Below are 24198 nucleotides of genomic sequence, written 5' to 3'. Positions count from 1 at the left end.
TCGCCATCTCGCCCAAGGTTGCTGGCTCAGATGTCTTAGCCCCTTTTTTTGCGATGGATATCGACAAAAAGCTTTCCTCTGTGATCAATTGTACACAGGAAAACCTCCTTGAAGTCATGGGCGCCTTGCTCCTGAATTGCATTTTTTAGCCAAAAGCGCGTTTTTTCTATTTTGCTCAAATTTTCATCCTGCACCTTGCCGTCCATAATAAGGGGAATAGGCAAAATCTCATAACGAAAGCCCGGCGGAATCAGCTTGCTGCTTGCAGACTCTTCCTTGACCCTTTCATTATTGCCTGACAAGCCCAAGCTATTGTTTTCGCCGCTCTCGCCGGAATCGGAATCCTCATCCTGCACCTTCGGAATGACGGAAAGCTTGCCGCTTGTTTCCAGAATGGCAAATTCGACGTCAGCAATGGATGTGATTTTATTCTCCCTCAACTGCAACAGCAAATCGTCGAGATTGTATCGTTGCTTACGCATAACATCGCGATTAATTTTCCCTTTATCCACAATTACGCTGGGCGTTCCGTCAAACAGCAGTCTTATTTTCCGGTTGTTCAAGGACAACAAGGCTGTGCCAACCTGAATGGCAAGCAAAACAAGCATAGGAACGATGCCATCCCACATGGAACGATCCGTATCTTCAATGACTAAAACTGCGATTTCGGCAACCATAACTGAAATGACAAGGTCAAGCACGGACAGCTTGCCAATTTCTCGTTTGCCCATCATCCGCAGGATCAGAAATACAATAAAATAGATGGCGATCGTCCGAATCAGCAGATTCCATGTTTCCAAAATACAGCGCCTCCTCCATCATCACAGGCTGATTCCGTTACTCTGCTGTGCAGACTCAGCCATGTAAGGCTATTCTCACCCCCCACCACTTGGCTCATGCAGATGAACTAACGCGAATTTCTGGCAGGACGTGTACTATTTGGACCAGCAATGCCATAAGTTGTACTACTAAGAGGCAGAACTGAAAACCGGTCTTTTTGAAACACAATGGATGAGATCATTCAAAAATGGTGTTCCAAGAATAGGAGGATGAGCATGAGTTCCGTCAAATCAAATCCAAAATCCCCTGTCATCGGCTATCCGCTGCTTGCGGGAATTGCATTTGCCTTGATCTGGCTTGCTGTCGGAGCTTTGGCGCTTTCGCTGCTGCTGCATTTTACGTCCATGAAGGAAAGCGAGCTAGGCTCGTATGCGCTTATTGTACATGGCGTCTGCTCGCTTGCCGGCGGACTGGCCGCGGGCAAACGATCGGAGAAAAAAGGCTGGTATAACGGAGGCATGCTGGGGCTGCTGTATGGCATCGTTGTCATCATCGTCAGCTTTCTTGCCGCCAACGGCGGATTTTCGTGGGATAGCCTCATTATGCTGGGCACAGCGCTGCTGACCGGCTCCCTGGGAGGAATGGTTGGCGTTAATATGCGCAAGTGAAGGGTGACACAGCTGCATAAGCTTCAATGTCCAATTAACAAAAAACAGAAGCCTTCCCCGGCTATACGGCTTGTATGCGTGTGAATGCGCATGGCCGTTGCAGGGGAAGGCTTCCGTATGTATTTTGCAAATGGCTTCTGTGTTACTCGGACGCCGCAGTTGGAGCGGAGCTTACGATCGTGTTGACTGCGCTGCGCTCAAACGTCATTTTGGTTGTGTCGTTTACGCGGATGACGACAGTATCGTCTGTCAGCTCCACGACAGTACCGTGCAGACCGCCGATCGTCGTAATTTTATCGCCTTTTTTGATTTGATTAAGCATGGAAGTACGCTGCTTTTGCTTTTTCTGCTGGGGACGAATTAAGAAGAAATAGAATACGGCGAACATTAGAAGGAACGGCCATACCATATTAAAGATGCCCATCGGCTCTCCCGCAGTTTGTGTAGCTATAAAATTTGTCATATCTTTCACCCCTTTCAAAATCCTTTATCATTATTATGCAGTCCGTACGACTCGAAAAAGGAATCCCGGAAGTCAAGCAGCCGGTCATCCATAATCGCTTGGCGCACATCTCGCATAAGCTGAAGCAAAAAGTGCAAATTATGATACGTAGTCAGTCTGATGCCAAACGTCTCGTCCGCCTTCAGGAGATGGCGAATGTAGGCTCTGGAATAATTGCTGCACGTGTAGCATGTGCAATTAGGGTCCAGTGGGCCAAAATCCTCGGCATATTTAGCGTTGCGAATAACCAGCCTGCCTTGGCTTGTCATGGTTGTCCCATTCCGGGCAATCCGGGTCGGCAATACGCAGTCAAACATGTCAACGCCGCGGATTGCGCCTTCTACCAGCGCATCCGGCGAACCAACGCCCATCAGATAACGCGGCTTGGTTGCTGGAAGCTCAGGCACTGTATAATCCAACACCTCGTACATAAGATGTTTAGGCTCTCCTACGCTCAGTCCACCAATAGCATACCCCGGGAAATCCATGGAAGTCAAATCCTTTGCGCTCTGAATGCGCAGGTCTTTATGCATGCCGCCTTGCACGATTGCAAACAGGGCTTGATCATGCGGTCTGGCATGCGATTTCAGGCACCGCTCCGCCCAACGGCTGGTGCGCTCCGTCGATTGTTTGACGTATTGATACTCGGCAGGATAAGGCGGACATTCGTCAAACGCCATCATAATATCAGAGCCAAGCGCGTTCTGAATTTCCATCGCCACCTCGGGAGATAAAAACAGCTTGTCGCCGTTCAGATGGGAGCGGAAATTAACGCCTTCCTCTGTAATTTTGCGCATTTCGCTAAGGCTGAATACCTGAAAGCCGCCGCTATCTGTCAGAATTGGCCGGTCCCAGTTCATAAAGGAATGAAGGCCGCCCGCTCTTTTGACAATATCGTGACCAGGACGCAAAAAGAGATGATACGTATTGCTCAAAATAATATGGGCGTCCATCGCCTTTAATTCTTCCGGGCTCATCGTTTTGACGGTTGCCTGGGTGCCTACCGGCATAAAAGCGGGAGTTTCGATAACGCCATGCGGCGTATGCACGCGTCCCACACGCGCTCCCGATTGTTTACATTGCTTGATCAATTCATATTTAACTGCCACTGTTCACGCTTCCTGTCTTGTTAATGTTTATACTTGACCCGGACTAAGTGCAGGTGCAAGTCGCAAATGCTAAGGGATTTACAGGCGGAACGCTAGCCGCAAGCTTACGGACAACCATGACCCTTACAGACCTAATTTGATGGATTAGCCATTTATAATGGTCATGCATGACCGTATAACCTAAAAATCAGCCTCAAAACACAGCTTTTAAGCGTCTTAAGGACAAGAATGACCGTTAGCTGAAGCCAAAGCTGTCATTTAGAGCTCTGGCGGTCAGCAATGTCCGTTATACGGGAAAAAACTATTAATAAATAAACATGGCGTCGCCAAAGCTGAAGAAGCGGTATTGCCTTTGAATCGCTTCGCTATAGGCCTTCATGACGGCATCGCGGCCGGCCAAGGCGCTAACTAGCATCACCAGCGTTGACTTCGGCAGATGAAAATTGGTAACTAGCGCGTTAACCAGCTTGAAGGTGTACCCGGGATAAATAAAAATAGAGGTCCAGCCGCTGCATGCTTCAAGCGGCGTATCCGGGAACCGTGAAGCTACGGTTTCCAGCGTGCGAGCGGAAGTTGTGCCTACGGCAACGATTCTCCGTCCTTCCCTTCTTGCGACCTCCAGAATAGCGGCATTTTCTTCATCCAGCTCGTAATATTCCGCATGCATTTCATGCTCCTCCACCGTTTCGGCGGACATGGGGCGAAAGGTTCCCAATCCCACATGAAGCGTCACATAGGCCAGTTGAATGCCGCGTTTTTGCAAATTGTCCAGAAATGCTTCCGTAAAATGAAGTCCGGCCGTCGGCGCGGCAGCCGAGCCCTCGTGGCGGGAATAAACCGTTTGATAACGCTCGCGCTCTGCCAGTGTTTCCTTAATATAAGGTGGCAGCGGCATTTCGCCCAATCGATCAAGCAATTCCTGAAAAATGCCCTCATACCTGAATAAAATATGCCGGCTTCCCATATCGCCTTCCGCTATAATTTCGGCTTTCATCAGCGGTTTGCCGCTTCCATCATCGCCAAAATGAATAACCGTTCCCGTTTTCAGCCGTTTTGCGGGTTTCGCCAGCGCTTCCCAGGTATCGCCTTCGAGCCGTTTAAGCAGCAATAGCTCCACCTTTGCGCCCGTATCGCTTTTGACGCCCATCAAACGAGCGGGAATAACTCTTGTATTGTTAAGAACGAGCACATCGCCCTCTTGCAGCAGCTCCGCCAAATCCGTAAAGCCGCCATGGCTGATTTTTCCGCTTGCCCGATTTAGAGAAAGCAGGCGGGAGGAGGTACGGTCGGCGAGAGGCGTTTGGGCGATCAATTCCTCCGGCAGTTCAAAGTCAAACCAATCTACATTCATCGCAGGTTACCATTCCTTATTCCTTAGCAATCGTTATGCCTTTATAGTAGTATTGCAAAATATATTGATAGTCATACCCTTGCTGAGCCAGGCTGTAAGCTCCGAATTGGGACATGCCTACGCCGTGGCCGAAGCCTTGTCCGGAAAAAGCAAAGCCGGGAGCCGATGTTGCGGCGCGAACATTTCCTTTGCCGTCTCCGGCATACACATATTCGCCATTAAAGGCTGTTGCCCTGCCGTCGCTGCCCATAACATACAACGGCGCGCTTCCGGTGCGCGTATCGGTTTGGCCTCCCGCTCCCAAAACCGTCATTTTGCCGGTTTCCTCAATCTCGAACTTGGTGCTTGGCAGCGAGCCGCCAACTCCAAGCACGGAGCGTAATCCGTCCGGCGAGCTAACAGCAACGGCTTTGCCGTTAACGGTTATTTCCGTGACCCTGCCGGAAGGGCCGCGCTTGCTCACGGCAATGGATGTAACCAGCCCATTAATCTTATCGCTGACGCGGGCATTGATAGCCGTCGCCATTTCTTCTCCGGTAAAAGGACCGCGCTCCCAGTTCATAGGATTGGATTCAATAACGGAATCAATTTCAATCACCGTTTGTCCTTTGCCGATTCCGGCAACAACGGGTACAGTATCCTGAATGATGGGATGTCTCCGCACATTGATGCCGTCCGTCGTTGTTTCAAGAATGCGGGCTCCCGCTTCGTTTTTTCTTCCCGTATCTTTAACGAGATCGCCGCGAATATAACCCGTTTCGCCGCTGTCCAGCACAACGCGATGCCAGTTAAGGAGGGCTGCTTCAGAAATCTGGTCGGGACTGGCTGCGGGCTGCAAATATGGGACTGTATTGCCCCAAGCTTCCGATGCGTCCGCCGTCATGCCGCCGCCGCTGGAGGAATAAATAGCCTCAATTACTTTGCCGTCATACAAAGCTACCTCGCCCTTTGTTGCGTCAACCGCTGCCGTCGCGGACGGCTGTTCCGCCGTCGTTCCATAATAAGCCTGGCTTAATGTGGTGTCTACGACATGCGCAATCTGGAAGCCCAAGCCTTTATTCAGCACAAAAGAGCGTGCCGCCACCGCCTGAGCCTTCAATGCCTCGGCAGGCCAGGATGGATACATTTCTATGGCGACAACGGAATACAGATAGTGCTCAAACGGCAGCTCGTTAACGACTGCTAGCTTGCCATTTACAGCGCTTAGCTCAAAGGAGCCGCGATAGGTGCGGCCGCTTCGCTCCGCTAGCTTGATGGGCTGCTGGCCCGCCGGCGCGATCCACAGCTTCATATCGCCAGCCGGAAACTGGTACAGCTCATGGGGAGCGGCTGCCGTCTGGCTGGCGGAGTGGTCGCTGCGGAGCAAAAGATAGGCTGAATTGGCTTCAACCGCTTTGAGTCCCGCGCCGCCCGGCGCTTTAAGCGCAGCCGCCTGAATAGTTTTCAAAGCATCCGCGGATGCCGCGGCTCCCACCATAACGGAATACAAGGCTCCGCCTTTTCCTTCGCGCACCGCTACCCAGGCGTCGACCCCGGCGTTGCCAAAGCCGGCAGCCGCAGCTTGCGCAGCGGCTTTATTGGCGTAAGCTGGCGTCTCAAGATGAAAGGGGCCTTGCAGCTCGCTCTTGTAGCCTCCGGTAAGCGGGGCAAGCTTGGCGTCAGCGCTCCAGCGGGCAAGGCCCGCCTGAGCTTCCGCAACCGTTGTATAAGCGCCCTCCAGCACTTGATACTGAATCGCGCCCCCCTTTGACAGAGAGGTCAGATAAGCCGTGCGGCTTGCCGTCTGCAAATACTTGTAAAGGGACAAGGCGTTCGCAAAATTAGCAGTTTCCAGCACCTTGACCTTAAAATCATCCAGCGCCAGGCTGACATTTGCCGATGCAGGCGCTGTCATCCATGGAGCAGCAGCTCCGCCCCCGACTGTTATTCCAATCGTCATGCCGCCGGGAGACGAAAAGGTTGCCTCCGGCGTTGTGGAGGTGTATTTTCCCGGGAGCTGAAGAAATAGGGCTACGCGAATATTGTCAAGCGTCGGCACGGCGGCCCTCGCCGGAGCGGCAGCCATCACGGTTGTAAAAAGCAGCAAAATAGCTGTTGCCAGCAGCATTCTTCTGACAGTATAAGTTCGGGTCACGATTGTACTCCTTTCGTGTGCAGGACTGTGTAATCAATCCCGTCCAGGTATGGGATAACCCAGGTGGCGGTAAGCGTTGTCCGTCGGAATCCGTCCTCTTGGGGTCCGTTGAAGAAAGCCTATTTGCATCAAATAAGGCTCGTAAACATCCTCGATGGTTTGGCTCTCCTCGCCGATGGACGCCGCAATCGTGTCCAGTCCGACTGGACGGCCCGCAAAGGTTGTCATCATGGCTTGCAGCATTTTCACATCAATATGGTCCAGCCCCATAGGGTCGACCTGAAGCAGCTCCAGGGCGGAGCGCGCTATGGAGTGGGTAATGATGCCATCCCCTCGTACCTGTGCAAAATCTCGCACCCGTTTAAGCAGCCTGTTGGCGATCCGCGGCGTGCCCCGGGAACGCATCGCGATTTCCACGGAGGCTTCGCCCGCGATTTCCACATTGAAAATTTCCGCCGCCCTGCTAACGATAAAGGCAAGCTCGTCTATATTGTAAAACTCAAGACGGCTAACAACCCCGAAGCGGTCCCGAAGCGGTGCCGACAGCAAACCCGCTCTCGTCGTTGCTCCGATCAGCGTGAAAGGCGGCAGATCCAGACGGACGGATCGGGCGCTTGGCCCCTTCCCGATCATAATATCCAGCGCAAAATCCTCCATCGCGGGATACAGCACCTCCTCCACGGAGCGGTGCAGACGGTGGATTTCGTCAATAAACAAAACATCGCCTTGCTGCAAGTTGGTCAGCAGCGCCGCTAAATCGCCTGGCCTTTCAATAGCGGGTCCCGAAGTCGTGCGCAGACTGACGCCAAGCTCGTTGGCGATAATATTGGACAGCGTTGTTTTGCCCAGACCCGGCGGCCCGTACAGCAGCACATGATCTAGCGCTTCCTTGCGCAGCTTGGCCGCTTCGATATATATTTTCAGATTTTCCTTCGCTTTGCCCTGACCGATATATTCAGCCAGATAACGCGGACGGAGACTCAGCTCCACCGCCTGCTCATCCATCATCAGGTTGGCGGAAATGATTCGCTCATCCATTCAAGGCCACTCTCCCCTCCGTCATTACCCTTTAAACAGCTCCTGGAGCGCACGCTTCATCAGGCTGTCCACGGTCTCCTCAGGCGTCACGCTATTCTTGAGACCGCTCCATGCTTTATCCAGCTCTGCCGATGTATAGCCAAGCGAAGCAAGCGCCTCGCGCGCTTCCTCCCATGCCGTGCCCGCGCCTTGCCCGCCTGCGGCAGCTGCTCCGGCCGGATCGGACAACGATGCCGCCGTCAAGCCAAACGCATCTGCGGCAAGCCCCAGTTTGTCCTTCAGGTCAAGCACCATGCGCTGCGCCGTTTTTTTGCCGATGCCGGGCAGCTTGGTCAAAAAGGTCAGGTTTTCGGTCTGTATAGCCGCTGCGATGGCGTCCGGCTTGCCCGCCGACAATACGCCAAGCGCCACGCGGGGTCCGATGCCCGAAACATCCAGCAGCTTGCGGAACAGCGTCTGCTGCTCCCTGGATTCAAACCCAAAAAGCAGGATGGCGTCTTCCCTAACATGATGGTGAATATAGACGGTAACCGGCCCTTCCTTGCCCGCAAAAACATAAGGGCTGGGCATAAATACCCGATATCCGACATCGCGGACGTTCAAAACCAGATATTCGCTTTCGATATGTACAACCGGCCCGGTAAGAAAATCGATCATATGCGGGTCACCTCATTGATTTTATTGCTTAATCCGACAGAATGGGCATGACAAATCGCTACCGCAAGCGCATCCGCAACATCATCCGGCTTCGGGATCGCAGAGAGCTTGAGAAACATTTTGACCATTTCCTGAACCTGGCGCTTCTCCGCCTTACCATATCCCACAACGGCCTGCTTGACCTGCAGCGGCGTATATTCCGCCACGGGAAGCCCTCTTTGGGCCGCCGCCAAAATAATAACGCCTCTAGCCTGTCCCACGGCAAACGCGGTGGTTACATTCCGATTAAAAAACAGCTTTTCAACCGCAACGGAATCCGGCTTGTAGCGGTCCATGAGCGCACAGGCGGATTCATATATTTGCTGAAGCCGCTGCTCCGGCGGCGTCTTGGCCTCGGTCTGAATGGCTCCGTATTGAACCGGCGTCAATTTGTGTCCTTCCTTGTCGATAAATCCAAAACCCGCAATGGCAATGCCGGGGTCAATTCCCAAAACGCGCACAATTCCAACTCCTGTCTTGACTTCGTGCTTGTCCGAAAGCCTTCAGCTTTAAGAGGTTGTTCAAAAAGTCCACTTTCCATTACGAAGCATACCTGGCGGCATGATCGACATCAAATATGGAATTCAGCCGAAATCTCCGGTACTCACTTAGCTAACACTAAGCTCCGCTCCTCGATTTCTAGCTTCATCCCATCTTCTCGGTACTGAAAAGCGGACTTTTTGAACTTCACTTTATGCCTATCCTCCATTATAGCAAAACTTGCTCCAAATGAGAACGAACGTTTGTCCTTAATTATTGGACGGCAAAAAACCGCCCGCCTAAGCCGCTTCCCTTATTGGCATTCAGCCAATCATTCGGAAGCAGCCTGGCACGGGCGGCTGTTGGCGCTTAATGACACGATAGTTTTGAAGCTGCATAGGTCGAAACAAATCATGAGTGGTGCAAGATGCGTAGGCTTAGTGAATCCGGTATTTGAGAGAGGGCTTAATATGCCTGAGGTCTCTCATCACGAGTTCCATCATCAATCGCGTAATCGCTGAACGTTGACAAGACGCTGTTGTATTCCTCTATGTCGCAAACCCGAATGCCGCGGGACAGCTGTTCAAATTGTCCGGCGGGCAAGCTGCTTTCCAGATACCCGATATCCAACTGAAAAAAGGTTCGCATAACCTTATCGTCCTTCGGCTCTCCGTCGTAAAGCGAAAAATTCCCGCTCCGATCGATGCCGAAATATGCGTGGCTTTTGCAATGGGGCGAAAGATCATTGACGCGCCGCTCCAGCCTGACGGAGAGGCCGTCGGGCTCCATGCTGGCCGTCCATCCCGGGTGAAGAGAAAGCAGCGAGGCGATCTCATCGGGATTCAGTGAACCAAGCGATTCCGTTTCCTCGCCGCAAACATACAGGATATGCATCACAACCTCGGCCCGCTCTCCGTTTTGCTTCAGCTCCTGCAGCTTTCTGCTAATGGAATGAGGCGTTTGGAATTCTGGCGACTCTGCGACTATGTCGTTTCCTTTTGCGATATCGGCGTTGTTCCCTTTCGCGAATAGAGCGCTGCTTCCCGGCGCTGCTGCTTCTGCGTTATCTAATGATGTAGTTGGCGCACTGCCGATGACGGTCACTGTGGCAGCGCCTTCCCCGGACGCAGCAAAAACGACGCCGCCCGCAAGCGGCAGCGCCGTCAGCCATGCGGCAGACGCCGCAGCAATTACCCATAGAGCCGCCGGAGACATTCTGGCAGCCAATCCGCCGAGACTCCATAACGGTCTTCGGCCTCGCCTCAACCTTTTTTTCAATTGCCTCCATGGATGGAAGGTCATCATGGGGAAAGCCCCCTCTATTGCTTTTTAACATAGTTTGCGCCCGGAATTAAAAATTATGCAGAGCAAGCAATCATTGCGTGTACTGCTGGATCGCAGCCTCCAGCTCCTGCAGCGAGGAACCTGCTTTTTCCCCGTTTACGACAAAAGACGGCGTACCATAAATGCCGTTTGCGGCTGAAATTTTGAAATCTTCTTTGACATCAAACAGATAAGTGTGCTCCTGAATATCTTTTTTGAATAACTTTTGGTCCAGATCCGTCAGGTTGCTTTTGACCATTTTGAGCAAAAAGGATTCCGTCGCCCAAATCCGGGCTTCCTTCCCCTGATTGAGCAGCAATTGCTTCTTAAACTGCCAGAAGGCTTCGGGAGATTGGCGGTAGACCGCTTCGCTCGCTGACGCCGCAAGAATGGAGTCCGGCCCCAGAAACGGAAAGTTGATGGTATAAAACTGAACGATCCCCGTATCGATATATTTTTCTTTAATGTCGGGAAATATCGTTTTTTCCCATTCTGCGCACGAGGGACATTTGTAATCGATAAATTCAATCATTTTGACAGGCGCGTCGGGACTTCCCATATAAGGCTGCTTCTCCAGCATAAAATCGCCAACCTCGACTTCTACCCTGCCTTTGGCATCCATTAAAGCAGGCAGCTTCTCAAGCTCGGAGGACGGGCTTTTCCTGTCCAGAATCGCAATGAGAATAAAACAGATGATAATGGTTCCGACAACAGCTGCAAGCGGGAGCCACTTTTTCATTGGTTACAGTTTCTCCTTTTTCAACCATTTTTGGTGCTTATACCATAAGCTTACAAGCATAACGGGACAAAAGGATATGATAAGGATCACTATTTCAAATCATCTTTGGACTTGATTTCATCCATCAATCCATTACAATTTTAATTAAACCTACAAGAAGGAAGGCCCTGATTCATGTTTCTGGAGTGGAATGCAAATCAATATGAAATTTCCGCGCAGGGGATCGTCATTACGCTGCTGGCGAAGGAATATGCGCTTTTGTCATTTTTGTACCGGAACCGGGGGCAGGCCTTCAGCAGGGAGCAATTGCTGGATAAGGTATGGCCGCTGGAATATCCAACGGAGCGTACCGTAGACGACCATATATACAGGCTTCGCAAAAAGTTGACCCCTTTGCGGGAGCTTACGCTCGAAACGGTGCGCGGCATAGGTTACAGACTCAGCGTGGATGAGGCCGGCGCCGGCTCCTCTTCTCCTCCCAGCGCCAGCGACAAGCAGCTGCAGGATACGCTGCAAGGAGTATTTGCCCGCTACCACCGCTACGGCCAAGGAAAGTCAATGCTTGCGCTGGCCAGGCAGCAGGACGTGCTGGGATACGAGCTAAACGGCTTTTATCATCTTTATGTTTATTTTTTGCAAGGCGATCTGGAGCGTTTGCTGGATGAATCCACGGCGCCTCTTGCAGACCGCCTGTATTGGCTGCTGCTCCTTTACGCCCTGTCGGGCTCCGCAGCCGACAAGGTAGATATATTTGAAGCAGTGCTGCATAAAAAGCTGCTGAATCCCCTGCAGCACCGGGAACTGAAGCTGCTGAACCTGTTGAATGTTTATACGTACGCAGGGCAAACCGATAAAACCTTTGCCCGCCTCGAGGAAACCCGCAAAGCACTGGAGGATCCCGAATTGGATAGCTTCAAGGTGCATGTTTATACATCAGAGCTTCTGGCCCAACTGGTCGTCGAGGCGGGCGGGCAAACGCTGGACCGGCTGTCAAGCGAGATCGAACAGCTCCTTGAAGAAAAGCCTTTTTTTCGGGAAAAAGGGTCCTATCTGGTCGTTAATGGGTTGCGGCATCTCTGTTTGGGAAAAATGGCGGAAGGCGAAGCGCTTCTGGATGAAGGCTTGCACGTGCTGGAGTCTTCGGGATTTGTACCGATTAAGCTAAGCGCCCTTAATCTTATTGTTACCTTCCCGAGGAAAAGCGTTATTTCGCCGCGGCTGCTGAGCAAATATAGCGAGCTGTTTTCAGAGGAGCTGTCGGCCTGCGGATTGCCGCGTCTTGCCCCCCGTCTCGAATCCGTTATCCACTCTGCGCTGCGCTCCGTCTGATATTCCTCTGACAAACCTACGTTACATTGTGTTTATCGCTAGATTCAACACAAACGGAGGGTATTCATATGTCAGAAGGAACAGGCAAGGCCGGATTGCTGAAAAACCGGCTATTTATGAAGCTGTATGGCTCGTTTGCTTCATCCTCGCTGGGTGATTGGTTTGATATGCTGGCTATTCAGGTGCTGGTGGGCTACCGCTGGCACGCGAGTCCCATCATGCTCGCGCTTATTCCCATTGCGATGGCTTTGCCAGGCATAATATTGGGCTCTGTCGCCGGCGCGGCAGTGGACCGCTTTAGCAAGCTCGGAATGATGAGGCTTTGCGATTTATGCACCGTCGCTTTAACAATCGCTGTCTTTTTTGCTCCAAACATGGTCTGGCTGCTTCCGCTTCTAATGCTTAGGGCGTCAGTCGGTACAATCAAGGCCCCGGCCCAGCAATCTCTGACGCGGTCGGTCGTCAGAGAGGACCAGCTGCTGCAAGCGACCTCGCTTAACAGCATGGCCAATCAAGGCTCCAAAATTGCGGGGCCGTTGCTGGGAGCAATGGCGCTTTCCGTAGTGGCGCCGCAATGGTGTATCCTCATCAATGCTTTTTTCCGGCTTTGCTCCTTTTTGCTGCTGACGGGAATAAAGCTGCCCGCTAATCGTTCGGTAGAAGCCAACGGCTCAGCCTCGGAAAAACCGGAAGCACTTGATACAAAGGGGCAGGAAAAACCCTCTTTTGGCGCCTTGTGGCGGGAAGGCTGGGCCTATATTGCCAGGAATAAGACATTGCGAAATACGATGATGCTGGGGTTTATTGCCGCTCTCGCCATTCAAACCATCGACTTTCAATTCACAAGCTTGTTCCGTTATCTGGCTCCCGAGCAGGAAAGCATGCTGGGCTGGTTTGTATCGGCCGCCGGGGCTGGCGCAGTTTTGCTAATGCTGGTAATGGTCAAATACAATAAAGTAGGCGGATACGCGTGGAAGCTGGGGGGCGGCTACCTGCTGGTAGGCGGTTCGCTTGTTGGGTTAGGTTTATTGCAGGCGGGAATTACCCTCCTCCATACCCTTCCGCTTGGCGTGCTGCTAGGGGTTGGAAACGGCGCATTGATGATTACGTTTAATTATTGTCTGCAAGCCGAAAGCAGTCCGGAAATGACTGGCCGGGTATTCGGCATACAAAACAGCATTCTAAATGCCGTCATGATAGGCGCTCCGCCAATTGGCGGCCTGTGGGCAGAGCTGGCGGGATCAAGCGACGTTTTCTTCTGGATCGGCGTTGTCGTTTCTGCTACCGGATTATCGGCACTGGTATTGGGAACGCGGCTATGGCCTGCAAAACCGGCGGCTTCTGCTGCTGCCGACGCTTGAAGCCGCTAAAAAACAGGGTTGATATGCTTGCTTCTGATGCATAAACCGTTTAAAGCATATGTGCAATATAGTGGGGGGTTGGACGTGGGTTTGGGTTTGGGTTTGGGTTTGTATGATTAATCACTCAAAATATCGTATTAACCCCTTCGATGGCTATACGTTGTATGAATATTCATACAAAATGAAGGATGCGCTGCGCCATAGTTGTTGTTTTATACGATACGTCACACAAAAACGATTACTATGGCATTGAGCACCCGCATTTTGAGTGGAAAATCATACAAAATAGCCAATATGTTTAATGTTTCACTCTATTGTCTTTCTTTTATTGTCTTTCATTATTATCTTTCTTTATTATCCTTCTTTATTATCTTTCTTTATAGTCTCACTCTTTGGCCCCAACCCGTTTTCTGTCCACCTTGCCAAGCGGGGTATAAGGCAGCTCGTCGACCAGAAGGATGTCCCTTGGCATCTGGTAACGCGCTGCCTTGCCCCGCAGCCAATCGGCAATTTCCTCCGCCGAAACCGCCGCTTCAGGCTTAAGCTGAATATAAGCAACCAGTCTCTGGCCAAAGTCGTCGTCGGGAACCCCGCGGGCAGCGGCATCCGCAATGAGCGGATGGCCAAGCAGCACCCGCTCCAGCTCCACCGGATACACATTTTCGCCGCCGGATACAATCATGTCATCCACCCGTCCGCACAGAAAAAAATACCCCTTCCTGTTGCGCCATCCCACATCTCCCGTTGCAATAAAGCTGCTTTTCCTTATAAAAACACCTTTCCTCCGTAGTGCAACCATCCCTATTTCGTCCGGCTCCGCTATTTGACCGGAGGAATTCTGGACAACAAGCGGGACTCCGTTAATCCTTTTGCCAATCGTCCCAGGGTAATCCATCAGCTCCAGCGGCGTTGCAACAGCGGCTAGTCCCGCCTCAGAGGTTCCGTAAAGGTTAAACAGCACATCCCCTAATTCGCGCTTTGCCTCCTCCGCAAGCGCAACCGGAAGCTCGGCGCCGCCAGAGGCTATGCAGCGCAGGGAACGCAAAGCTTCGGGGTCATGCGCCAGCATTTTTTTGAGCATGATGGGCACCACCGATATAAATTCAACGCGATGAAGCTTGACAAGCTCGGAGGCATGGCAAGCCTGGAAGCCGGAAGTTACAACGATCTTTTTGCCAAGCGCAATAAATAACAGCAGCATCGCGATTCCATAGCCATGGTAAATAGGCGTTGCGATATAAGCTGTACCGCATTTCATAAGCTGCAGCTTATCCAGCAATGTGGACATGGGGTTCAGGTAGGAAAACAAGAAGGGCTTATGCGGCGCTGTTTTTGCCTTACCCGTTGTTCCGCCTGTCAGCAGCATCAAGCGCCCCCCTGATTCCCTCGTTAAGGAGCGACGGGTTTCATCAGCGGAATGACCTGACAACTCTTCACGGCATAGCTGATCGACAGAAAGCTGATCTTCTCCCTCAACAAGCCCGGCATAGGCAGGAAGCATCGCCGTTGGGCCATCCATTTGCTCAAGCAGCGAGGTCCATGCCGGATCATGAATCACCAGGTCAAAGGAACGTTCTCGTATCGTATGCTCCAGCTGCTCCCGCCCCATCTCCGCATTAAGCAAAAAAAGATCCGCTCCCGCCTGCGATGCCGCAAACAGCGACTTAACCAGCGCAGCGTGATTTTTACACAAAAAACCGACTCTGCTCCCGCGTTTTATTCTGTAGCGGCTTTTTAGCTCGTGCGCAAGGATTTCGGATTGCAGAAGCAATTCCCGGTAACTCAAGCTTTCGTTTTCATCCCTCAAGGCGGGTTTTCCGCCATAGGTTCTGGCGGATATGGCCAACAGCGCCATCAGATTGCTGCCGTGCCTTGTAATGCTCATTATAAGCCGGGTCAAGCCTGGCGGAGACAAAAGGCCGGTTTGCCTCAGTACAAGTAGCAATTTAAAAATCCCCATCCCTCTTGGCTCCTTTACGTTTGAAAATAAACCATTTTTCCGCCAGTCCTTCAAAAAAAAGAGATGCAAGCTCTCCTGGGCCCAGCCACCACGGTTTCCAGAGCCGTCTTCGGCTGTACATGGCTTTCGCAATAAGCGCCGCCACTTGATCCGGCTTCATGGCAGGCATGTCAGCATATGCGTTCGTAGGCTCGATCATCGGGGTTCGAACAAGGGGCAAATAAAGGGTTGTTACGGCAATCCCCAACAGTCTCAACTCCGGCGAAGCCGACCGAAGCCAAACATCGAATGCCGACTTGGACGCTTGATAAGCAGCCCACATAGGGAAAGGAGCCAGCCTCGCATTAATGGTTGACACATTAATAATCTGGCCGCCCTTTGCCTCCAGCTCAGGAATTAAGTGCAGCAAAAGCCGGACCGGGGCAAAATAATTAATCGCCATTGTCCTTGTAAAATCATGGTATCGTTCCAGCGACTCCTCTATTCCCCTGCGGATGGACAAGCCTGCATTGCTGACAACGATGTCCATCCCATACGGGAGCCCCCTAAGGCCGCCAAGTACCTTTTCCATATCATCCTCATTGCGCAAATCTGCCGTCATAATCGTTACCGCTGCTTTCCCGCGGGCTTCGATTGTTTCCTTTATAGCCTGCAGCTTATCCCCTCTTCTTGCGATCAGAACCAGTCTAACCTCGTAATTCCCTAGCAGCAGCGCAGTTTTCTCCCCTATGCCTGAGCTGGCTCCGGTTATGAGTATACATTTACCCGACACCGCATGCTCCAGCTTTGCAGCATTCAAGGCTATTCCCCCGAACAAAAGCCGGTTCAACAAATGATGTCGCTCCATTCGCCCGCCCCCTTTTGGAGTTCTGCCGTCTTTAAGTCAATGCTCAAAATCACGATTGGCACAAATTTGTACCAATTAAAACGTTCCCAATAAGTTAATAAAAGTTAAACTAATGAAAGAAGCATTTTGAAAGGAGGTCTCTTTTGTGACGTATATCATCATTATGACCATACTGCTCATTATCAGCTTTGTATTTGTACCTGTAGCAGGAAAAAGCTTGCTGCATGATGACGATCAGATTCAAGACCAAACCATGAAGCAAATTAAAGGCGAACATACCTAGTCTGCCAGGACGGGGGCTTTCTTTCCTGGCGGAAAGGCTGCGCCCCCGACAAACTAGGGCGTGTCTGAATACTCCGAGTGGAACAGATTGTGCCGATTTTTTGTCCCAAGCAAGGAAGTTTTGTGCAGGCTTACCGGGGGTAAGTCAAACAAAACTGACGCAGCAGGGGGCGAAAAGGCGGTGCAAGATGACCTCAAGCGGGTTTTCAGATACGCCCTAAGCAAATGTCTGGCTGGCTTATGAATTTGGGTACCTATTCTTATGTATCTTCGTTCCCCGTTGCGCTGCACGCTACATGGGATGCGGCAGCTTGTCTGACTGGCGGCGCAAGACCTCTAAGCTCAAGCTCTGCCCGCAGCATAGCTACAAAATGACTCTCCAGCTCCAGCTCGATTGCCTTTTTATAGGCGCCTGTCAACTCTTCGTCGGAAAGTCTTTTCATTCCCGGCTTCCGCCCTTTGCCCCGTTCGCGCTTTCCTCCGTGTCCTGAATCTCCAAAATAGCTACAACAGCTTTGCGATATTTCACGGCTTTCCGCGTTCCGTTAATCAAATTGGATAACCGATATTCCGGAATACCGTACAGACGGCAAAATTCCTTCTGATCCATCTCCAGCTCCGTCAGCCTTTTTTTGATCGCCCAGCCCAAGGAGGTTATCCCCTTTTTGCGGTTCATTGCGCCTCCTCCTTAATCACTGCCTCCAAAATGTGTTATAATTTGTTAGGCAACTGTGTTGCCATGTACTTATTATAACTTAAATAAGTAATTTTACAACCATAAAATACTTAAATTAGTATATTTTAAACACTTTTGGAGGGAGCTTTGAGGATGCAGACGATTTATGAACGAATCGAGGCACTCATTAAACAGAAAAAAATGACCAAAAAAGCGTTTTGCGAGGAGCTGAAAATTTCTACAGGAAATTTCGGCGACTGGAAACGCAATATTTCAGCGCCTTCCGCCAGAAAGCTCATCGAAATTGCAGGTTATTTTAATGTAAGCCTCGACTGGCTGATGACTGGCAAGGAACGCAGGGACTTCGGCAATGTCCGCGAGCAGGAAGCCGATTATTTTTTTGACAAAAAAGGGCAATTGAATTGCCGTCTGGAGGAGCTGCCGGATCGCGAGCGGACTTTCATAACGGAATATTTGGCGTTCAGCACCTACCGCAGACAGCAGAATGACGATTCCAGGCAACGCGATAGTGATAAGCCTCAGGCTGACGAATCCTAAAACCGTTACGGATCGCCATGCGCTGCTTTACCTCAATCTTCCAGTTAAAGAAAAGGACATCGACCATTCCGTGGAATGCAGGCGACGTCCTTCTTTTTTTGGCGTATCTTCGCGGTCGCGCCTGGAGCCTGGAACAAGCTAACCAAGCATTTGTCTGAACTGGCTGGGTGAAACGTTCGTCCAGCGCTTGAATTGCTTGCTGAATTGGGAAACGTCCCGGTAACCAAGCCGCTCCGATATAACGTCAATGGTCAATTGCCGATTGAGCAGCATCAGCTTGGCTTCCCTCAGCAGGAGAGTGGATAAATACTGTCGGGGCGACATGCCGAACACCCCTTTAAATACACGGTTGCAATACGCCACGCTGTAGCCAAGCTCTCTGGAAATATCCGCGATGCCTCCATGCGCCGCATCGGCTTGATCCGCGCTTTGGCGCTCCTCCACCAGCTTGGCAAGCTGGTCCGCAATCCGGGAGGCCAGGCCGTTTCCTCCGGCGGAATCGGAAAGCAGGCCGGGCGGAGGATTCTCCATAATAGCTCCAAGCGACGTCATCAGCTCAAAAGCAAGCGCAAGCACGCTCCATCTGGACGCCCCTTCATTCCGCGCGGCGGCAAGCTCATTCCCGACGGCGGCATGTGCGGCTTCCCCCGGCTTGCCATGTTGTGAAGCAGGCTCCACATGAGCTGCTATTTTTCCGGCTGCTTTGCACATCACTGGCGACAAGGCGTCGGCAAGCGGACTGCCTGCCTTGTGGCGCGTGGAAGCGATACTGCATAACGCCTGCCGCAGCGAAGGCTCGTCCACCTCGAAGTGAATACAGCAATAACGCATGGCGGATGAACCAACAGCGCTGCATGCATGATATTCATCGGGCTTCAGCAGAATCAGCTCGCCCGGCCCCATAACAAACGAATCCTTGTCGGTTTCGCACAGCTGCTGTCCCTCCATCACCATATTCAGCTCGAACAAGGGATGCTGATGGCGCTCATATGACCACCCCGGCAGCACCTTGCGCGCATGCGGGGCAAAAAGCTGGAGCGACAAGCGAAGATCCGGCTGTCTATATTCCGATAATACCGGAGATTTGGCATCCGGCTTTGTTTTCGGCATAAAAGTTTCCACCTCTATTCGGATTGCTATCTTCATTATAATAGGTTGCGGCCTCTATGGGTACGCTTTGTCCAAAAAGTGGATCGCTTTGCCCATCCCTGTCTCCTGAACTCCTTTGTAAGATGGTAGCAAAGATTGCAAAGGAGACTAACCATGGACAAATGGCAAAACGCAAGAAAACATCACAAAACGCCGTTTTTTAATGCCCATCATTCCCCTATCGGAGCTTTTTCCAGCTTTACAGTCGGGTTCCCCGGCGCAAGCGGAGGATTCGACATCGAACGGGCGCAGCCGCCCAAGGAAAATATTTATATAGCGCTAGAAGAGGAAAACGGCCGTTATGCAGCATTCCCGTTTTTTGAGGAATCCGAGGATGAAAGCAAGCGTTACGAGTCGGAGCAGGAGCATGACGACGGCTCCGCCCACTCCACAGGCCAGCTTCGTTCGCACCGGGAATCCGAAATTTCCCGTTATTTCGGGCCAGGCAGTGACACGTGGAAAGCAGGCGATTTGACCTTCACCCTGTATTCGCAGGTTTGCCCGGTTCCGGACCCCGCTTCCGGGGATGAGAAAGCGCTCAAATTAGCGGTTGTGCCAGCTATTCTGGCCGAGCTGACCGTTGACAATACAGCAGGAAAAAAAGCCCGCAAAGCCTGGTTCGGCTACGGCGGCTCCGATCCCTACAGCGTGATGAGACGTATTAACTCCGTTGACGATAAGATGGTTGGCGTAGGCCAAGGCCGTTTTTCGGCCATTGTGACACAGGATGCAGGCATCATCGCAGCACAGCATTTTTCCATCGACAAGCTGATCGAAAACGAGCATGAGGAGAACTATCAGTTTGGGCTTGGCAAGGTTGGCGCGCTCTTGATGGAAACGCCTGCGGGTGAAAAACGCACCTATCGTTTTGCGCTTTGCTTCTTCCGCGACGGCATTGTTACAACAGGCATCGACGCTTCTTACTGGTATACGCGTTATTTTGGCAGCATTGAAGAGGTTGGGGCTTACGCCTTGAACCATTTTGACGAGATAAAAGCAACTAGCCAAAAGGCTGACGAAATGCTGGACAAAGCAGATTTGTCACATGATCAGCGCTTTATGATGGCTCACGCGATTCGCAGCTATTATGGCTGTACCCAGTTCCTGGACTGGAAAGGCCAGCCGCTCTGGAACGTTAATGAAGGCGAATACCGGATGATCAATACCTTTGATCTGACCGTGGATCAGCTCTTTTACGAAATCCGCACCAATCCCTGGACGGTCAAAAACGAGCTGGAGCTATACGCCGAGCGCTACAGCTACCGCGACGAGGTTCGTTTTCCTGGCGACGAAACGCTCCATCCCGGCGGCATAAGCTTTACGCATGATATGGGCGTCGGCAACGACTTCTCCCGTCCCGGCTATTCCTGCTACGAGCAAGCAGGCCTTGACGGCTGCTTCTCCTATATGACACATGAGCAGCTTGTCAACTGGGTGCTTTGCGCCGCTGTTTATGTAAATCATACGGGCGACAACGATTGGCTGGCCAAAAGACTGCCTCTGCTGGAGGAATGTCTGGTCAGCATGATGAACCGCGATAATCCTGACCCGGCGAAGCGAAACGGCATTATGGGCCTTGACAGCTCCCGCTGCAAGGGCGGCGCGGAAATCACCACCTACGACAGTCTTGACCAGTCGCTTGGGCAAGCGCGCAACAACAGCTATCTCGCCAGCAAATGCTGGGCTGCCTACATCGCGCTGGAGAAAATTCTGGGCGACAACGGACGTGCAGAGCTTGCCGCTGCGGCAGGCCGCCAAAGCGAGCTGTGCGCAGCCTCCATCGCCTCTTACATGACGGAAGGCGGCTACATTCCGGGCGTTGTTGGCGAAAACAACGATTCCCGCATCATCCCTTCCATCGAAGGTCTTGTGTTCCCTTATGCATTTGGCTGTCCGGAGGCATTGGAGCGTAACGGCCGTTATGGCGACTACATCCAGGCTTTGTCCAAGCATTTGGGCACGGTGCTGACAGAAGGCATCTGCTTGTTCCCGAACGGCGCTTGGAAGCTTTCCTCCACCAGCAACAATTCGTGGCTCAGCAAAATTTATCTTTGCCAATTCGTGGCACGCCATATTCTGGATCTGGCATGGGACGAAAAAGGCCGCAAGGCCGACGAAGCGCATGTTTCCTGGCTGCTTGCTCCACAAAATGCCTTCTGGAGCTGGAGCGACCAGATCCTGTCCGGCACGGCGGTTGGCAGCAAATATTACCCGCGCGGCGTAACCTCTATCCTTTGGCTGGACGAGAAGCAGGCGCAGTAAGCTGTCCGTTTTTTCGCACCCCTTTGGGAGTAACCGTAAAATAAATATTTACACGTTAGGCACAATATGCTAATCTGTTTCAAACGCTTTGACGAGAAGAGTAAACAGGTTAGTTCTCCGCAGAGAGCTCCGGCAGCTGAAAAGGAGCGTGGACGGCCCGTTGAACCAAGACTCCGAGCCGCACATCGGATTCATTAGAAAATGATGTGACAGACGCCCCTGTTATCGGGCATGAGTAAGGAATATATCATTACTCGCGAAGGTCAATATGGCGACATATTGATAAATACGGGGAGGCACCGCGATAATCGCCCCCGGGACTTAAATCCCGGGGGTGATTTTTTTATTTTAGGTGTTTAGTAAAAAAGGACGGAGGGCTAACCTATGAAAATGGATGCTTGGAAGGAACGATGGAAATACCCCGCTATCCTTCTTTTGGGTATCGGAGTATCGAACCTGGGCTCGTGGGTTTATTTTATAGCGCTGAATCTAATTATTTTGGATATGACAAATTCTCCGCTAGCTCTCTCCATTCTGTACATTATGAGCCCGCTGGCCGGGCTGATCACCAACATTTGGGCAGGCAGTCTTGTTGACCGGGTCAATAAAAGAAGCTTGATGATTGTGCTTGATTTTGTCAGAGCCGGCGTCATATGTGTTTTGCCGCTGATGCAGTCGGTATGGATGATTTTTGGCGCGGTGCTGATTATTCAAATGGCTAGCCGGCTGTTTGGGTTAGGCTCGTTTGTTTATATAACCAAGCTAATACCGAAAACGTTAAGGCCACGCTTCAATTCGCTTAACTCCTTGCTTGGTTCAGGCGCTTTTTTGCTTGGCCCTGCTATCGCGGGTTTATTGTTTATGTTCGGCACTCCGCTAGCTGCTATTTATATCAATGGCGCTGCTCTGTTTTTTTCAGGAATGATCACCTTTTTGATGCCAAATCTTGAGGACGGGAAGCTCCAAAAGGAAAGTGAAGCTGCGAAATTTTCCATCCATGCGATCAAAAGCGATTTTCAACTGGTGTCGCGATATTACCGGAAGCATCTCCTGGTTATGGCCGTTTGCTTGACTTTTGCCGGATTAATGGTCGTTATGGCGTCAGCCGTTGATTCGCTGGAAGCGGCGTTTTCTACAATGGTATTAGGTTTGAACGAAGGGGAATACGGCTTTCTCGTCAGTATTGCAGGCGCAGGCATTTTAATAGGCGCTTTATGCAACGCCTCCATCGTAAAGCGAGTTTCACTAGCGGCGCTGATCAGCATAGGTTCGATCGGAAATGTTATCGGCTATATCATTTATGCTTTTTCGCATTCTATAACCGTTGCGGGAATTGGTTTTTTTGTACTGGCTTTTTTCGTCTCGTTTGCCAACACGGGCTTTGCAACGTTTTATCAAAATACGATTCCGGTAGAAAATATGGGCAGAATTGGTGGCATCAACGGATTTATCGAGTCGGTGCTTACGATTATTATGACCGTTTTGTTCGGGGCAATGGCGCAATATTTTTCGATCAGGGGCGTAATCGTTGGAGGAGTTTTGTTTATGCTGGTTTTAGCCTTTGTGCTTTCGGCGCTTATTGTAAAGACTTCAAGAACAATGGTCCAAAAGGAACATTCAAAACTCTCCCTTTAACCTGCTTGCAACTAGCAACTAAACAAAACGGTCATTAATGACCGTCAGAGGCTTAATTTTCCAGATTTGCAATGAGCAACAGTCACCCGTGTCCTTTAGAACCCCAGGGAGTCGTAAATACCGTTATTTTGAGGGTTTAACGGTCGCCAATGTCCTTTACAAAGTGACAAAACATAATAAACAGCTTCTAAAGGTCAGCGATGTCCGCTAGAGTAAATAGAACTCCGAGTCCGCTAATCAAAATGAACAAAAAAGCTTCAGCGATGGGGGTAAAATGTGAATGAGGACTAACTTGTAAAAGATTTTTCCGAGCGTTGATGTTCCCCGATTCCCTGTATGGCAAGGGGTGATGGCGACAAGCGGGAACGCAAATCTTGAAGTGCTCTAAAAATCTTGCTTCGCAAGTAGCTCTGAAAAAACCTTGCTTCGCAAGCAAATGTGCTTTATTCCCGACCGCTTCACTCCCTTGATTGCTTGCTTCTATTGTTCAGCTTTGAGACTCATCTCTCCGCATCCGCGTGCGATAACGAGGATGCTCCGGCAGCATGGCGGAAAGCAGCTTTTTTACAGCGGAATGAGTAGAATTGAAGATATGATCCTTGTCCTGAAAGCTGTCAACGATTTCTCCCCGCTCCATCACCGCAAGCTTGTCGCACAGAGTATAAGCCGCTTTAATATCATGCGTAATAAACAGATAGGAAAGTCCAAAATCCTTTTTCAGCTTATTTAGCAAATCCAGAATATACGTTTGATTAACCATATCCAGACTGCTTACCGATTCATCCAAAACAATCAGCTTTGGCCTTAACGCAATCGCCCTGGCAATCGCAATTCGCTGCAGTTGGCCTCCGCTGAACTGATTGGGATATTTCGTCATATCCTCTGCCTTCAAGCCTACCGTTTCAAGCAGCTCGCCAACTTTAGCTTTTTGCTCCCGCTGCGATAATCGTTCATAATTTTCCAGCGGCTCGCCAATAATTTGCTCCGCAGTCAAACGGGGATTAACGGCAGAATAGCTATCTTGAAAAACCGCCTGCAAGTCCCTTCGCAGCGCTCTTTTTGCTGACCCATGAACCTTATAAAAATCATGTTCCTGAAACAAAACTTGGCCGGTTTGCGGCTTTTCCATGCCGAGAATCACTTTTCCCAATGTGCTTTTCCCCGCGCCGCTTGTCCCCAGAAGACCCAGACATTGCCCTTCCTCCAAGGTTAGTGAGACATTGGAAAGCACAGGGGCCTGCCTGGAGGACGACCAAAACGTTCTGTTTTCGCGGTAGGCGTGAGTCACCTCTTTGACTTGAAGCAGCATGTCGTCCCCC

General features: G+C 51.2%; 23 protein-coding genes. 7 read left to right on the top strand and 16 right to left on the bottom strand.

From position 1 onward, the window contains the following. Positions 1-35: 35 nt before the first annotated feature. Positions 36-734, bottom strand: coding sequence for a DUF421 domain-containing protein (locus A7K91_RS11270; RefSeq protein WP_082967394.1), 699 nt, complete (start codon positions 732-734; stop codon positions 36-38). 321 nt (positions 735-1055) lie between these two features. On the opposite strand from A7K91_RS11270, the gene A7K91_RS11265 reads away from it, so the two are divergent. After that, positions 1056-1448 carry a TIGR04086 family membrane protein gene (locus tag A7K91_RS11265; RefSeq protein WP_068682679.1) on the top strand — a complete coding sequence of 131 codons (393 nt, stop codon included), beginning with the start codon at positions 1056-1058 and terminating at the stop codon, positions 1446-1448. A gap of 142 nt (positions 1449-1590) precedes the next feature. Here the strand turns inward: A7K91_RS11265 and yajC are convergent, their stop codons facing one another. The 9 genes from yajC to A7K91_RS11220 all read right to left on the bottom strand — a co-directional run bounded on the left by yajC (position 1591) and on the right by A7K91_RS11220 (position 10820). Next, entirely contained in the window at positions 1591-1911 is a 321-nt protein-coding gene (gene yajC / locus A7K91_RS11260; protein ID WP_068682677.1) for a preprotein translocase subunit YajC, read from the bottom strand. A 14-nt stretch (positions 1912-1925) separates the two neighbouring features. Continuing rightward, a complete protein-coding gene (gene tgt / locus A7K91_RS11255) occupies positions 1926-3059 on the bottom strand; it encodes a tRNA guanosine(34) transglycosylase Tgt (protein WP_068682675.1) in 1134 nt (377 codons plus the stop codon). 304 nt (positions 3060-3363) lie between these two features. Then, positions 3364-4410, bottom strand: coding sequence for a tRNA preQ1(34) S-adenosylmethionine ribosyltransferase-isomerase QueA (gene queA / locus A7K91_RS11250; protein WP_068682673.1), 1047 nt, complete (start codon positions 4408-4410; stop codon positions 3364-3366). Between the two features lie 16 nt (positions 4411-4426). Beyond that, positions 4427-6544 carry a SpoIID/LytB domain-containing protein gene (locus A7K91_RS11245; RefSeq protein WP_245697424.1) on the bottom strand — a complete coding sequence of 706 codons (2118 nt, stop codon included), beginning with the start codon at positions 6542-6544 and terminating at the stop codon, positions 4427-4429. Positions 6545-6577: 33 nt separating this feature from the next. After that, on the bottom strand, positions 6578-7582 hold the full coding sequence (gene ruvB / locus A7K91_RS11240; protein ID WP_068682669.1) for a Holliday junction branch migration DNA helicase RuvB: 1005 nt from the start codon (positions 7580-7582) through the stop codon (positions 6578-6580). Between the two features lie 24 nt (positions 7583-7606). Further along, complete coding sequence (ruvA, locus tag A7K91_RS11235) at positions 7607-8239, bottom strand: Holliday junction branch migration protein RuvA (RefSeq protein WP_068682668.1); 633 nt, start codon at positions 8237-8239, stop codon at positions 7607-7609. Next, positions 8236-8739, bottom strand: a complete 504-nt coding sequence (ruvC, locus tag A7K91_RS11230) for a crossover junction endodeoxyribonuclease RuvC (RefSeq protein ID WP_068682666.1) — start codon at positions 8737-8739, stop codon at positions 8236-8238. Before ruvC ends, ruvA begins: the two co-directional genes overlap by 4 nt. Before the next feature lie 484 nt (positions 8740-9223). After that, positions 9224-10063, bottom strand: a complete 840-nt coding sequence (locus tag A7K91_RS11225; protein ID WP_082967387.1) for a BofC C-terminal domain-containing protein — start codon at positions 10061-10063, stop codon at positions 9224-9226. 70 nt (positions 10064-10133) lie between these two features. Next, the gene (locus tag A7K91_RS11220; protein WP_068682664.1) at positions 10134-10820 is read right to left on the bottom strand and encodes a DsbA family protein; all 687 of its coding nucleotides are present in this window, start codon (positions 10818-10820) and stop codon (positions 10134-10136) included. Between the two features lie 174 nt (positions 10821-10994). On the opposite strand from A7K91_RS11220, the gene A7K91_RS11215 reads away from it, so the two are divergent. Continuing rightward, positions 10995-12149 carry a winged helix-turn-helix domain-containing protein gene (locus tag A7K91_RS11215; RefSeq protein WP_068682662.1) on the top strand — a complete coding sequence of 385 codons (1155 nt, stop codon included), beginning with the start codon at positions 10995-10997 and terminating at the stop codon, positions 12147-12149. Positions 12150-12217: 68 nt separating this feature from the next. Continuing rightward, a complete protein-coding gene (locus A7K91_RS11210) occupies positions 12218-13510 on the top strand; it encodes an MFS transporter (protein ID WP_068682660.1) in 1293 nt (430 codons plus the stop codon). Positions 13511-13895: 385 nt separating this feature from the next. Here A7K91_RS11210 and A7K91_RS11205 read toward each other — a convergent pair whose 3' ends face one another. Both A7K91_RS11205 and A7K91_RS11200 read right to left on the bottom strand, forming a co-directional pair. Beyond that, on the bottom strand, positions 13896-15470 hold the full coding sequence (locus tag A7K91_RS11205) for an AMP-binding protein (protein ID WP_082967386.1): 1575 nt from the start codon (positions 15468-15470) through the stop codon (positions 13896-13898). Continuing rightward, positions 15457-16317 (bottom strand): SDR family NAD(P)-dependent oxidoreductase, encoded by an 861-nt coding sequence (locus tag A7K91_RS11200; protein ID WP_068682658.1) that lies wholly within the window; start codon positions 16315-16317, stop codon positions 15457-15459. The genes A7K91_RS11205 and A7K91_RS11200 overlap by 14 nt, the downstream gene beginning before the upstream one ends. A gap of 145 nt (positions 16318-16462) precedes the next feature. Here A7K91_RS11200 and A7K91_RS26415 point away from each other — a divergent pair, with 145 nt between their 5' ends. Beyond that, entirely contained in the window at positions 16463-16600 is a 138-nt protein-coding gene (locus tag A7K91_RS26415) for a hypothetical protein (protein WP_156739484.1), read from the top strand. A gap of 259 nt (positions 16601-16859) precedes the next feature. Here A7K91_RS26415 and sda read toward each other — a convergent pair whose 3' ends face one another. After that, positions 16860-17042, bottom strand: coding sequence for a sporulation histidine kinase inhibitor Sda (sda, locus tag A7K91_RS11195; RefSeq protein WP_068682656.1), 183 nt, complete (start codon positions 17040-17042; stop codon positions 16860-16862). Next, positions 17039-17275 (bottom strand): Rha family transcriptional regulator, encoded by a 237-nt coding sequence (locus tag A7K91_RS11190; protein ID WP_068682654.1) that lies wholly within the window; start codon positions 17273-17275, stop codon positions 17039-17041. The genes sda and A7K91_RS11190 overlap by 4 nt, the downstream gene beginning before the upstream one ends. 153 nt (positions 17276-17428) lie before the next feature. On the opposite strand from A7K91_RS11190, the gene A7K91_RS11185 reads away from it, so the two are divergent. Next, a complete protein-coding gene (locus A7K91_RS11185) occupies positions 17429-17833 on the top strand; it encodes a helix-turn-helix domain-containing protein (protein WP_068682652.1) in 405 nt (134 codons plus the stop codon). Between the two features lie 138 nt (positions 17834-17971). Here A7K91_RS11185 and A7K91_RS11180 read toward each other — a convergent pair whose 3' ends face one another. Continuing rightward, on the bottom strand, positions 17972-18943 hold the full coding sequence (locus A7K91_RS11180; protein ID WP_068682650.1) for an AraC family transcriptional regulator: 972 nt from the start codon (positions 18941-18943) through the stop codon (positions 17972-17974). Positions 18944-19096: 153 nt separating this feature from the next. On the opposite strand from A7K91_RS11180, the gene A7K91_RS11175 reads away from it, so the two are divergent. After that, a complete protein-coding gene (locus tag A7K91_RS11175) occupies positions 19097-21244 on the top strand; it encodes a glycoside hydrolase family 52 protein (RefSeq protein WP_068682648.1) in 2148 nt (715 codons plus the stop codon). Positions 21245-21628: 384 nt separating this feature from the next. Next, a complete protein-coding gene (locus tag A7K91_RS11170) occupies positions 21629-22879 on the top strand; it encodes an MFS transporter (protein ID WP_156739482.1) in 1251 nt (416 codons plus the stop codon). 487 nt (positions 22880-23366) lie between these two features. Here the strand turns inward: A7K91_RS11170 and nikE are convergent, their stop codons facing one another. Beyond that, complete coding sequence (gene nikE / locus A7K91_RS11165; RefSeq protein ID WP_068682647.1) at positions 23367-24188, bottom strand: nickel import ATP-binding protein NikE; 822 nt, start codon at positions 24186-24188, stop codon at positions 23367-23369. Positions 24189-24198 lie beyond the last annotated feature (10 nt).

The organism is Paenibacillus oryzae, from assembly GCF_001675045.1.
GTDB lineage: Bacteria > Bacillota > Bacilli > Paenibacillales > Paenibacillaceae > Pristimantibacillus > Pristimantibacillus oryzae.
Note: the sequence above shows the minus strand (reverse complement) of the source record. Positions and strands in the feature narration are given on the sequence as shown.